The sequence below is a fragment of the Tsukamurella sp. 1534 genome (assembly GCF_000312385.1).
Classification (GTDB): domain Bacteria; phylum Actinomycetota; class Actinomycetes; order Mycobacteriales; family Mycobacteriaceae; genus Tsukamurella.
Genome location: NZ_HE997626.1, coordinates 1,442,286 through 1,454,324, shown reverse-complemented (window position 1 = coordinate 1,454,324; position 12,039 = coordinate 1,442,286). Strand labels below are relative to the sequence as shown.

Genomic DNA, 12,039 nt, shown 5'->3' with positions numbered 1-12,039 from the left:
GCCCTCATCCCGCCGCCACCTCGCCGATGGCGCGCTCGAGGATGTCCAGCCCGGCGGTCAGATCCTCGGCGGGGATGGTCAGCGGCGGAATCAGTTTCAGCACCCGACCGCCGCTGCCGCACGGGCCGATGAGCAGGCCGGCGTTGAAACAGGCGGTCTGCACCGCCTTGGCGAACGCGCCGTCTCCGGTGTCCAGGGCCTGGATCATGCCCTTGCCGCGCACCTCCCAGTCGCGGTCCGGGTGGGCCGCGGCGATCGCGGCGAGTCGCTCGGCCATGAGGTCGCCGTGCGCTGCGACGTCCTTCATCAGCGCGTCGTCGGCGAAGTAGTCCAGGGCCACGGTGCCCGCCACCATCGACAGGCCCTGACCGCGGAACGTGCCGGTGTGCGCGCCGGGCGACCACTTCGCGTCGACCTCGGGCTTGTTGAGGTTCATGGCGATCGGCGTGCCGTATCCGCCGAGCCCCTTGGCGAGCGTGATCACGTCCGGGTCCAGGCCGTAGCCGTCGAAGCTGAAGTAGCTCCCGGTGCGGCCGCAGCCGGCCTGGATGTCGTCGATGATGAACAACGCGCCCACCTCGCGAGCGAGATCCTGCACGGCGTGCAGCCAGTCGGCGCTCGCCACGTTGACGCCGCCCTCGGCCTGGACCGCCTCCACCAGGAACGCGGCCGGCGGTGTGAGACCGCTCGACGGGTCCTTCAGTGCGGCCGCGTAGTCCGCGAGCGCGTCCTTCCCGCCGGGTGCCGTCTCGAAGGGCAGCCGCACCACATCGCGCAGGGGCACGCCCGCCCACTGCCGGAAGGCGTCGTTGGCGGTGGCGGCGAGCGCGCCGAGGGTCATGCCGTGGAAGCCGTGGCTGAACGCCACCACCTCGCGCCGGCCGGTGGCCAGGCGGGCCAGCTTGAGCGCGGCCTCCACCGCGTTGGTGCCCGTCGGTCCGGTGAACTGCATGCGGTGATCCATGCCCCGCGGCTCGAGGATCACCTCCCGGAAGCGGGTGATGAAATCCCGTTTGGTGGTGGTGTAGGTGTCCAGGCTGTGCGCCACCCCGTCCGCCTCGAGGAAATCGATCATGGCGCGCTTCATCTTCGGGTTGTTGTGCCCGAAGTTGAGCACTCCGGCCCCGGCGAAGAAGTCGATGTAGCTCGTGCCGTTCTCGTCGACCTGGCGAGCGCCGGAGGCCGAGGCGAAGACGGTGGGGAACGCGCGGCAGTACCCGCGAACCTCCGACTCCCAGTTCTCGAATGCTGTGGTGTCCATGCGAATCCTCTCGTTCCGTGTGTTCTCGCGGTCTGATCAGGTGGGTGGTTCCGGTGCGCCGGCCATGCCGACGAGGATGCGGGCGGCGGGGTCGAGCAGCCCGTCGTCGAAGTCGTAGTCGGCGCTGTGCAGCGGGGCGGTTCCGGCCGAGCCGAGCAGCGCGAAGGCCCCGGGCACGCGCTGCAGGTAGTAGGAGAAGTCCTCGGAGGCGAGCACCGGGGTGGGGGCCGAGGGTTGGGGCCAGGCCGGCCCGAGCACCGTCGACAGGCGGTCCCGGAGTTCGCCCGCGGGCCCGGGGTGGTTGACGGTGGCGCCGTACCGGATCGTGGTCGCGACATCGGCCTCCACGCCGTAGGCGGCGGCGGTGGCGTGCGCGATCTCGGTGATGGAGGCGAACACCCGCGTGCGCGCGGCGTCGTCGGCGGCGCGGATGCTGCCGCCCAGAACGGCCTCGCCCGGCGTGACCGTCGCGGCGCTCTCCGCGTTCAGGGACGTCACGGCGACGACCACCGACTCGTGCGGTGCCGTGCGCCGGGACACGATCTGCTGCAGCGCGAGCACGATCGCCGCCGCCGCCAGGACGGGGTCACGCGTGGCCTCCGGCTGGGAGGCGTGTCCGCCGCGCCCGCGCACGATCACCTCGAAGGTGCCGTTGGCGGACATGACCGCACCGTCGGGGCAGAGCGCGCGCCCGAACGGCAGTCCCGGCCAGTTGTGCCAACCGAACACGGCCTCGACGGGTCGCCCGGAACCGTCGAGACACCCGTCCTCGATCATCCCGCGAGCGCCGTGCCCTCCCTCCTCGGCGGGCTGGAAGAGCAGGGTCACGGGGCCGGGCAACCGGTCCTCGTACGCGCGCAGCCACCGCGCGGCGGCGACGAGCGCGGCGGTGTGCCCGTCGTGGCCGCACGCGTGCATGACGCCCGGCCGCTCGGAGGCGTAGGGCAGGCCGGTGGCCTCCGCGATGGGCATCGCGTCCAGGTCGGCACGCAGTGCGACGTGCCGGCCGGCGGCGTCCGGAGCGAGCAGGCCGACGGTGCCGGTGCCCGCGCAGGGCCGCCAGGGCACGCCGAGGGAATCGAGACGGTCACGCACCGCCGCGGCCGTATCGTGTTCGGACCAGCCGAGTTCCGGGGACCGGTGGAGCTCTCTCCTGAACTCCGCCGCCTCGGTCACGATCTGGGACCACTCGAGGTGCATAGGACCTCCTCGGATCGACAACCCGTCTCGGTCACCGCCAACCTACCGCCGAAACCGTGCTGATGCCTCCGTATTACACCGCGACTGCGCGCGTCGTGGGCCGCGCCGGAATCCGCCGATCGGCCGGTCGCGCGCTGCCCGCGCTCCCCTGGGGCGGAACGGCGTCCGTGGCGGACTCGCCGCCGTTGACGGCCGGGCAAGGACACCGGGCACGCGGGAATCGACAGCGCCCCGACCGGGGCCTCCGGTTCACCTCCGCCTCGAGACGGCCTCGGTGTCGCCGCGCTATGTACGCCGGGATCGGGAGCCGCCGCGACCACCGTCGTCGTCCGCAGCACCCGACCGCTGCCGACGGCGTTCGGCTGTCGCGGGCCGCGCCGCCCCGTCGATCACCCGGCGCCCGGCGGCTCCACCATCCGCACGGAGCCCGCCGACCGCCGCGTCCTCATCGCGCAAGCGCTTACATCGGGGCCGCCACGATGACGACATTGAGGCTCGATGACCTGATGAGTCGATGGAAGCAGCGGGGCCGGTAGGACGAGCTCGCGATCGGCGCCATGCGCACGCTGCGGCGGGCGGGCCTGGACATCCCCCGCCAGATGTCGGTGATCGCCGTCGACAACCACCCGATGAGTGAGCTGGTGGACCTCACGACCATCGCCCAGTCCGGTTTCGACCAGGGGCTGACCGCGGCCCGGACGATCGATTCGATGCTCTCCGGGGAACGCCCGGAATCCGTGCTCATACCCACCAAACTCATCGTCCGGCACACGACCGGCCAAGCCGCCTGACCACGCCGCGCACAGCGCGCACGGCCGGGCCCTCTACACCGAGAAGTCCGTTTCCGACGTTCGACCGACGAATCGGCGACGGATATCGGCCGAATGGAGGATGTGCGGGGCGGCCGGTCGCTCTTAGCGTGAGCTCATGACCGACAGTCGGCTGCGTGAGACGTCCGTGGATGCACGGATGTTCTCGGCGCTGCCGGCGGAGCTGTATCAGGTCCTCTACCTGCGGGTAGTGCGGCGGCTCACCGTTCACGAGGCGGCGCACCAACTGCGCATAACGCCGAACGCCGTGCGGGTCCGCCAGCACCGCGCGATGGAGGCGCTGCGCCGCCACACGGCCGCGTGAGCTGGGCCGAGATACAGCACACACCGTGTCACAACTCAGCATCGACTCAGGTACCGCGCGGTAATCTGATGGGCGATGTCCGAGACAACTCTTCCCTATCTGCCCATCTCGACGCGCAAGCTGGTGGGCTGGTCGCGCACCACGCCGATCGAGGGGCACGTGCTCTCCACCCCCGACGTGGAACAGATCGCCAAGGCGGTCGCCGTGGTCGCCGATGCGGAGGCCGATAAGCCCTCCTACCTGCGCCGCGGCGTCATCGCGCGCGGCCTGGGCCGTTCCTACAACGAGTCGGCGCAGAACTCCGGCGGCCTCACGATCGACATGACGCCGCTCAACGCGATCCACGACATCGACGCCGAGACGGCGATCGTGGACGTGGACGCCGGCGTCGACCTCGACACCCTGATGCAGGCCGCGCTGCCGTACGGCCTCTGGGTCCCGGTGCTGCCCGGCACCCGCCAGGTCACGATCGGCGGCGCGATCGCGCACGACATCCACGGCAAGAACCACCACAGCCAGGGCTCGTTCGGCAACCACGTCCTCGAGATGACGCTGCTCACGGCCGACGGGAAGGTGCTCACGCTCACCCCGAAGGGCTCGTCCGACGATCCCGACGGTGAGCTGTTCTGGGCCACCGTGGCCGGCGTCGGCATGACCGGGATCATCCTGCGGGCCAAGATCCAGATGAAGCGGACCGAGAGCGCCTTCTTCATCGCCGACACCGAGCGCACGGGCTCGCTGCAGGAGACCATCGACCTGCACCTGCAGGACGGCTTCGAGGACGGTTACGAGTACGCCTCCGGCTGGTTCGACGCGATCAGCGCGCCGCCCAAGCTGGGCCGCGGCACCTTCTCCCGCGGCAATCTGGCCACGCTCGACGAGCTGCCGGAGAAGTACCGCAAGGACCCGCTGAGCTTCAACAACAAGCCGCTGATCAGCTTCCCCGACATCTTCCCCAACGGGCTGGCGAACAAGTTCGACTTCTCGCTGGTCGGCGAGGCCTACTGGCGCGCCGGGCCTCCCAGCCAGGGCAAGGTGAAGAACCTCGCGGGCTTCTACCACATGCTCGACGTGTTCGGCGGCTGGAACAACGCCTACGGCCGCACCGGCGGATTCTGCCAGTACCAGTTCATCGTGCCCACCGGCAACGAGCCCGAGTTCATCAAACTCATCGAGGACATCCAGGCCTCCGGCCACGTCAGCTTCCTCAACGTGATCAAGCTGTTCGGCGACGGGAACCAGGCTCCGCTGAGCTTCCCGTTCAAGGGCTGGAACGTGTGCCTGGACTTCCCCGTCAAGCGCGGCCTCGCCGAGTTCCTCAACGAGCTCGACGTGCGCATCATGGCGATGGGCGGCCGCCTGTACACCGCGAAGGACTCGCGTACCACCGCGGAGCGCTTCCACGCCATGTACCCGCAGATCGACCAGTGGATCGCCACCCGCCGGCGGATCGACCCCACCGGGGTGTTCATCTCCGATCTGGGCCGCCGCCTGGAACTCGCCTGACCGCTGCCCACCAACGAAGGAAAGCTACTGATGATCAACGCCGTGGGCGTTCCCCAGTCCGTGCTGCTGCTCGGCGGCACCTCCGAGATCGGCCTCGCCATCGTCGAGGAGTACATCGCCAAGGGCACCTCCCGCGTGGTGCTCGCCGCGCTCCCGAACGACCCGCTGCGCGAGAAGTCCGTCGCCCAGGTCGAGGCCGCCGGCGCCACCTCGGTCGAGGTGATCGACTTCGACGCGACCGCGTTCGACGAGCACGAGAAGACCATCGACGCCGCCTTCGCGGGCGGCGACGTCGACGTCGCGATCGTCGCCTTCGCGCTCGACTTCGACGCCGAGGAACTGTGGCAGAACCAGCGCAAGGCCGTGCTGCTGGCGCAGGTCAACTACACCGGCGCAGTCTCGGTGGGCGTCCTGCTCGGCCAGAAGTTCAAGGAGCAGGGCCACGGCCGCATCATCGCGATGAGCTCGGTGGCCGGGCTGCGCCCGCGCCGCACCAACTTCGTCTACGGCTCCTCCAAGGCCGGCTTCGACGGCTTCTACCTCAACCTGGGCCAGGCCCTCGAGCCCTTCGGCGCGGGCGTCACCGTGGTCCGGCCGGGCATGGTGCGCACCAAGTTCTCGGCGCACGTCAAGGAGGCCCCGCTGACGATCGACAAGGACGTCATCGGGCGCCTCGCGGTGGACGCCGCGATCGCGGAGAAGCCGATCGTGTTCGCACCGGCGCCGTGGGCCTTCGTCAACTTCGGCCTGAAGAACATCCCCCAGCCGATCTTCCGGAAGCTCCCCATCTAGTGGGCTCCGTCGACCCGCGCGGCCACCGTCTAGTCTGACCGCGTGACTTCGCCGAGCTCCGCCCCCGCCCCCAGGGCCCGGGATCTCGCGCTCGACCTGGCCGCCGCCGTGATCATCGCGGCGGCGGTCGGCGTCGTCGGGTGGTACGCGATCCAATCCGTCGAATGGCCCGCGTACAGCAGCTCCAACGTGACGCGGTCGCTCGCGACCGTCGCCCAGGTGGGCGCGATCATCCTGCTCACGGTGTGCGCGTTCGTCGCGACCCGGGCCCGACGGTCCGCCGCTCGCGCGGCCCGGATCGTCTCCTACGTCGCCGTCGCCGGGTTCGTCACCGCCACGCTGGGCCTGCCGCTGGGCGGCACCAAGCTCTACCTGGGCGGCATCTCCGTCGACCAGCAGTTCCGCACCGAGTTCCTCACCCGGTTCACGTCCTCGCCGCGCCTCGCGGACATGACGTACGCCGATATGCCGCCGTTCTACTCGCCCGGCTGGTTCTGGCTGGGCGGCAGGTTCGCCCGGATCTTCGGCCTCGACGGCTGGGAGGCGTTCCAGCCCTGGTCGATCATCTCCCTCGCGGTCGCCGCCTCGGTGGCTCTGGCACTGTGGCTCGCCGTCGTGAGCCCCGCGCGGGCCATCGCGGCGACGCTCGCCACCACGATCGCGATGCTCCTCTACGGCTCCGCCGAGCCGTACGGCGCCGTCGTCACGGTTCTGCTGCCTCCGGTCCTCATCCTGGCGTGGCGCGGGCTGACCCGCGGGGACCGGTTCGCACTCGCTCTGACCGCGGTGTACCTGGGCCTCGCGGTCTGGTTCTACACCCTCTACCTGGGCGTCGCCGCGTTCACCGTGGTGCTCATGGGCGTCGTCGCGCTGGCCGCGCGGTGGTTGCGGGACAAGGCCTTCGACTGGCGGATCCCGGCCCGGGTCGCCGGCGTCGGCGTGGTCTCGATCGCGATCGGCCTCCCCGCGTACGCCCCGTACCTGTTGCGGATGCTCCGCGAGCCCAGCGATTCCAGCGGTTCGGCCCTGCACTACCTCCCCGAATCCGGATCGGTGCTGCCGATGCCGATGCTGCACGTCAGTCTCATCGGCGCGCTCGCGCTGATCGGCGTGATCTGGGTGCTGGTGAAGGCGCGCACGTGCGCCGACGCGCAGGCGCTGGGGATCGGCATCGTGGGCGTCTACCTGTGGGCGCTGCTGTCCATGGTGGTGACCGTCGCCGGAACGACCCTGCTCGGTTTCCGCACCGAACCGGTGCTGCACGTACTGCTCGCGGCCGCGGGCGCGCTGGGTGCCGTCACCCTCTCCGGATCGCTGGGTGGCGGCTATCCGCGGTACCGCGAGGCGGCCGTCGTCCTGGCCGCGGTGGCGGCGATCGGCGTCTCCCAGACGATCCCGGCGCAGCTCGCGGGCGAGATCGCGATCGCCTACTCCGACACCGACGGCAACGGCCAGCGCGGCGACCGCCGTCCCGCCGGCGCCGAGGCCTCCTACCGCGAGGTGGACGAGAAGATCCGCGCCACCACCGGCAAGGACCGCACCGACACGGTGGTGCTGACCGCCGACTACGGCTTCCTCGCCGTGTACCCGTACTGGGGCTTCCAGAACCTCACCTCGAACTACGCGAACCCGTTGGCGCAGTTCGGCGCCCGGTCGAAGGCGATCGAGGACTGGGCGAAGCTGTCCACCCCCGAGGAACTGCTGACCGCCCTCGACGAGACTCCGTGGCGCGCACCGTCGGCCTTCGTGTTCCGGCGGTCGTCCGACGGGCTCGCCCTGCGCCTGGCCGAGGACGTGTACCCCAACGACCCGAACGTGCGCCGGTACACGGTGACGTTCCCCGAGAAGCTCTTCGACGACCCCCGGTTCGTCGCCGGCGAGGTCGGCCCGTTCGTCGTGATCGTGAGGAAGTGACCGTGTCCGTTCGCCGCTCCGTCCAGGAACTCCTGCAACGCCGAAGCCTGCTGCCCGATGCGCTGGACGCGGCGTTGTCCGGCCGCGGCCGGACGCTGCACGGCCTGCGGATCGTGGTCACCGGGGCCTCGGCGGGCATCGGCCGCGAGGCCGCGCTGCTGCTCGCCGAGCGCGGCGCGCACGTGATCGCGGTGGCCCGCAGGGAATCCGAGCTCGAAGACCTGTGCCAGCTGACGGGCGGCGAGTACCGGGTGTGCGACCTGACGGACACCTCGTCGATCGACGGCCTACTCACCGACCTCGGCGAGGTGGACGTGCTGATCAACAACGCGGGGCACTCCATCCGCCGGACGATCGTGGATTCCACCGACCGGTTCCACGACTACCAGCGCACGATGAACCTCAATTACTTCGCCGCCGTGCAGCTCTCACTCGGGGTGCTGCCGGGGATGATCGAGCGGGGCCGCGGGCAGATCGTCAACGTGTGCACGTGGGGCCTGCTGGCGAACACCTTCCCGCGGTTCTCGGCGTACGCGGCGTCCAAGAGCGCGCTCGCGATCTTCGGCCGCAGCCTCAACGCCGAGCGCCCGCATCCCGGCGTGCACGCCACCAACGTCTACTTCCCCCTGGTGCGCACCGAGATGATCGCGCCCACCGCGGAATACGCGGAGGCCGGAGCTCTCGACCCGGTGGAGGCCGGACGGTGGATCCTGCGGGCCGTGACGCATCAGCCCGTCGAGGTGTCGCCGGCGGCGCTGCGCGCGGTGCTCCCGGTGGTCGACCTGCTCTCCCCCACCGCGTCCGACCGCGCGATCTCATCGCTTACCTGACCTAAGCGTGGTTTGCCTACCCTAAATCATCGAGTACGCTACGCCCGTGATAACCCGATCCGTCGCCCGCCGCCTCGCGCCCGCGGTCGTCCTGCTCGCCGCCTCCGTCGGCATCGCGTCCTGCTCGAACTCCGACTCCCCCGACAAGAACTCGGGGAACGCCGACGTCGCCACCGGCGGCGAGCGGTTCGGCACCGCCGATGCGGAGACCGCGAAGCTGGGCAGTGACGCCGCGCCCGGGGTCTTCCCGCGCACCGTCACACACGCCCGCGGCGTCGCCGAGATCCCGAAGAAGCCCGAGCGCGTCGTGGTCCTCGACACCGGCGAGCTGGACTCGGTTCTCTCGCTGGGCATCAAGCCCGTCGGCATGGTGGAGACCGAGGGCTCGTCCTCCGTGCCCTCCTACCTCGCGGACAAGGTGCAGGGCATCGAGAAGGTCGGCAAGATCCAGAGCGTGAACCTCGAGGCCATCGCCAAGCTCAAGCCGGACCTGATCCTGGGCAGCCAGCTGCGCGTGGACAAGCTGTACGACAAGCTCAACGCGATCGCCCCCACCGTGCTGTCGATCCGGCCCGGGTTCCCGTGGAAGGAGAACTTCCGCCTCGCGGGCTCGGCACTGGGCGAGGAGAAGAAGGCGGTGGACGCGCTCAACACCTACGCCGACAACGCGAAGGCGCTGAGCACCAAGGTGTCCGGTAAGCCGACCATCTCCCTCGTGCGTTTCCTCCCCGGCAAGATCCGCCTGTACGCGAACAAGTCGCTGATCGGCGTGGTGCTCAAGGACGCCGGGCTCACCCGCCCCGCGAACCAGAACGTCGACGAGCTGGCCGTCGAGATCTCCATGGAGAACCTGCCGCAGGCCGACGGCGACTACCTGTTCTATTCGAGCTACGGCACCCCGGAGGCCACCGGCGAGGCTGCCGCCCTGGCGAATCCCGCGTGGGGGCAGCTCGGCGCGGTGCAGCGCGGCAAGGCGTTCCGCGTGGAGGACGACGTCTGGTACCTGGGCCTCGGCCCGACCGGCGCGAACCTCATCGTGCAGCAGCTGGGCGACTTCCTGGCGAAGTAGCGGCGCCGGGGATTCGCGGACGCGCCGCCCGGCCGGTGTCCGCGAATCCCCCGTCGCATGGCCGATTCGGCCCCGCCGACGCGGCGAGACTCGCGAGGCGCATGTGACTAATGGTGTGTACGGTACGCCTGTGAACAACAGGGGTATGCGTATCGCCGACGGGGCGGGGGTCGCCCGATGACCACCCGCCGCAGTTTCCTCCGAGCCGGCGCCGCCGCCGTCACCGCCGCCGCGGCGACGGCCGCCACCAGCCGCTTCGCCTCCGCCGAGCCCGCGGCAGCGGCCGCGGCGAACATCGCCGGCACGACCCTCGAGCGGGTCAGCGTGCCCGGCGCGCCGCGCGCCGGCGGCTATCGCCCCCTCGTCCCCGGCGCCGCCTGGCCGCTGTACGTCCGGCAGGAGCTGGCCACGGCCGGCGCCGCGCGGGAGACCGCGCGCACGCCGCTCGCGTCCTTCGTGCAGCTCACCGACATGCACATCGTCGACGCACAGAGCCCCGCCCGGTTCGAGTTCGTGCACCCCTTCCAGGGCTCCGCCTACCGTCCGCAGGAGACCCTGACCACCCAGGGCGCCGTCGCGCTGGTGCAGCGGATCAACGCCCTGCGCGGCGGCCCGTTCACCGGCCGTCCGTTCGACTGCGTCATCACCACCGGCGATAACACCGACAACCGAGAACTGGCCGAACTCAACTGGTTCCAGACAGTCCTCTCCGGTGGCACGATCGTACCGAACACCGGTGCCCCCGATCGCTTCGAGGGCCTCGAGGCGCACGGCGCCGCCCTGTACTGGCAGGCGGAATCGCCGTACTGGGACATGTACAAGGACAAGGGATTCCTGCAGATCCCCGGGTTCCACCGCGCCGCGATCGGCGCGCACACCAGCCCCGGCCTGCGCACCCCGTGGTACGCCGTGGTCGGCAACCACGACGACGGGCTGCTCGGCACCCTGCCCAACGGCGTCGCCGACTGGCTCTACCTCTCGCCCGTCAAGCTCGACATCCCGCACACCGATCCCGCGGCGCTCGCCATCGCGCGGGCACTCACCAGCGACCCGTCGCAGCTCGGCCCGATGCTCACCAAGCTCAAACTGTCCGGGCCCGTCGTTCCCGCCACCGTCGACCCGAAGCGAACGCCGTTCAGCCCCAGGGAGTTCGTGCGCCGGCACTTCGATCCCGCCGTCACCGGGCCCGGCCCCGTCGGGCACGGGTTCTCCAGCCCCGACGGCCCCACCTGGTACACCTTCCAGATGGCGCCCTGCGTCCTGGGCATCGCGCTCGACACCACCAACAACCTCGGGCTCTCCGAGGGCACCATCGGCGAGAAGCAGCTCGCGTGGCTCGTGGCGCAGCTCAAGGCGCACCCGGACCAACTGATCATCGTGTTCAGCCACCACACGTCGACCACCATGACCGCGAAACTCCCCGACCCCGAGGAACCCGGCGAGAAGCAGTACGACGGAGGCGTTCTCGTCTCCACGCTGGCCCAGCACACCAACGTGATCGCATGGGTCAACGGCCACACCCACAAGAACGAGATGATCGCGCACCCCGGGCCCACGCCCAAGCAGAGCTTCTGGGAGATCAACACCGCGAGTCACGTCGACTTCCCGCAATTGGCCCGGATCATCGAGGTCACCGACAACCGGGACGGGACGATCAGCATGTTCACCCCGCTGATCGAGGCCGACAGCCCCGTCACGGCGAACCCGTCGGACCTCAGCGCGCCCGGCCTCGCCAGCCTCTACCGGGAGCTGGCCTACAACGACATCCATCGCGACGACGACAAGCTCGGCGCCGTCGCCGACCGCAACTGCGAGCTGCTCCTCGCCCACCCGCTCCGCTGACGCGCCGCCCCCCGGGGCCGGGATCCCGACGGACCCCGGCTCCGGGAGCGCTCCCGCGCGCCGGAGGACGTCACCGGCCCCCGGGGCGCACCCTGTCGGCGGATCACTTGTCCCACGGCGTGACCGGGTAACCGCCGCTCTTCGGGTTGCCCGCCGCGTCGAACTTCGCGTCCAGGTCCGCGATGATCCGCGCGTAGTTCGGCGACTCCGAGTTCACGAACGCCTTCCGTTGCGCCAGCGTCATACCCGGCGCGTAGATGTCCACGGGCTTACAGCCCTGCAGCCCCTCGGGCCACGGCTTCTTCGAGCCGTCCTCGGCCACGAAGTCCAGGCAGCTCGGCAGCGTGCTCGGATCGAAGCCCGGGTCGGCGTTCGCCGAACCCGCCGCAGCGACTCCACCCAGCAGCGCGCCCGCGGCGACCGCCGAGCCGGCGATCCCCGTCATGATCCGATTCCTTCGCGAAAAGCTCGATCGCATGGTGCATCTCCTC

The 12,039-nt window shown here is 70.4% G+C and carries 11 protein-coding genes; 8 read left to right on the top strand and 3 right to left on the bottom strand.

Annotation, left to right across the window (positions count from 1 at the left end):
• Nucleotides 1–4: 4 nt before the first annotated feature.
• Nucleotides 5–1,261 (bottom strand): aspartate aminotransferase family protein, encoded by a 1,257-nt coding sequence (locus BN39_RS07035; RefSeq protein ID WP_019201674.1) that lies wholly within the window; start codon nucleotides 1,259–1,261, stop codon nucleotides 5–7.
• Nucleotides 1,262–1,297: 36 nt separating this feature from the next.
• Nucleotides 1,298–2,461, bottom strand: a complete 1,164-nt coding sequence (doeB2, locus tag BN39_RS07030; protein ID WP_019201673.1) for a N(2)-acetyl-L-2,4-diaminobutanoate deacetylase DoeB2 — start codon at nucleotides 2,459–2,461, stop codon at nucleotides 1,298–1,300.
• Between the two features lie 548 nt (nucleotides 2,462–3,009).
• Between doeB2 and BN39_RS07025 the strand changes: the two genes are divergently transcribed.
• The 8 genes from BN39_RS07025 to BN39_RS06990 all read left to right on the top strand — a co-directional run bounded on the left by BN39_RS07025 (nucleotide 3,010) and on the right by BN39_RS06990 (nucleotide 11,548).
• Nucleotides 3,010–3,252 carry a substrate-binding domain-containing protein gene (locus BN39_RS07025; RefSeq protein ID WP_256378473.1) on the top strand — a complete coding sequence of 81 codons (243 nt, stop codon included), beginning with the start codon at nucleotides 3,010–3,012 and terminating at the stop codon, nucleotides 3,250–3,252.
• A 136-nt stretch (nucleotides 3,253–3,388) separates the two neighbouring features.
• Nucleotides 3,389–3,595, top strand: a complete 207-nt coding sequence (locus BN39_RS07020) for a sigma factor-like helix-turn-helix DNA-binding protein (protein ID WP_019201671.1) — start codon at nucleotides 3,389–3,391, stop codon at nucleotides 3,593–3,595.
• A gap of 75 nt (nucleotides 3,596–3,670) precedes the next feature.
• Complete coding sequence (locus tag BN39_RS07015; RefSeq protein WP_019201670.1) at nucleotides 3,671–5,101, top strand: FAD-binding oxidoreductase; 1,431 nt, start codon at nucleotides 3,671–3,673, stop codon at nucleotides 5,099–5,101.
• 30 nt (nucleotides 5,102–5,131) lie between these two features.
• The gene (locus BN39_RS07010; RefSeq protein WP_019201669.1) at nucleotides 5,132–5,893 is read left to right on the top strand and encodes a decaprenylphospho-beta-D-erythro-pentofuranosid-2-ulose 2-reductase; all 762 of its coding nucleotides are present in this window, start codon (nucleotides 5,132–5,134) and stop codon (nucleotides 5,891–5,893) included.
• Nucleotides 5,894–5,935: 42 nt separating this feature from the next.
• Nucleotides 5,936–7,807, top strand: coding sequence for a galactan 5-O-arabinofuranosyltransferase (locus BN39_RS07005; RefSeq protein WP_019201668.1), 1,872 nt, complete (start codon nucleotides 5,936–5,938; stop codon nucleotides 7,805–7,807).
• Between the two features lie 2 nt (nucleotides 7,808–7,809).
• Entirely contained in the window at nucleotides 7,810–8,637 is an 828-nt protein-coding gene (locus BN39_RS07000; protein ID WP_040766798.1) for an SDR family NAD(P)-dependent oxidoreductase, read from the top strand.
• A gap of 46 nt (nucleotides 8,638–8,683) precedes the next feature.
• Nucleotides 8,684–9,706, top strand: a complete 1,023-nt coding sequence (locus tag BN39_RS06995; protein WP_019201666.1) for an iron-siderophore ABC transporter substrate-binding protein — start codon at nucleotides 8,684–8,686, stop codon at nucleotides 9,704–9,706.
• A gap of 177 nt (nucleotides 9,707–9,883) precedes the next feature.
• A complete protein-coding gene (locus BN39_RS06990) occupies nucleotides 9,884–11,548 on the top strand; it encodes a TIGR03767 family metallophosphoesterase (protein ID WP_019201665.1) in 1,665 nt (554 codons plus the stop codon).
• A 103-nt stretch (nucleotides 11,549–11,651) separates the two neighbouring features.
• On the opposite strand, the gene BN39_RS06985 is transcribed toward BN39_RS06990, so the two are convergent.
• A complete protein-coding gene (locus tag BN39_RS06985) occupies nucleotides 11,652–11,993 on the bottom strand; it encodes a hypothetical protein (protein ID WP_019201664.1) in 342 nt (113 codons plus the stop codon).
• Between the last annotated feature and the right edge of the window lie 46 nt (nucleotides 11,994–12,039).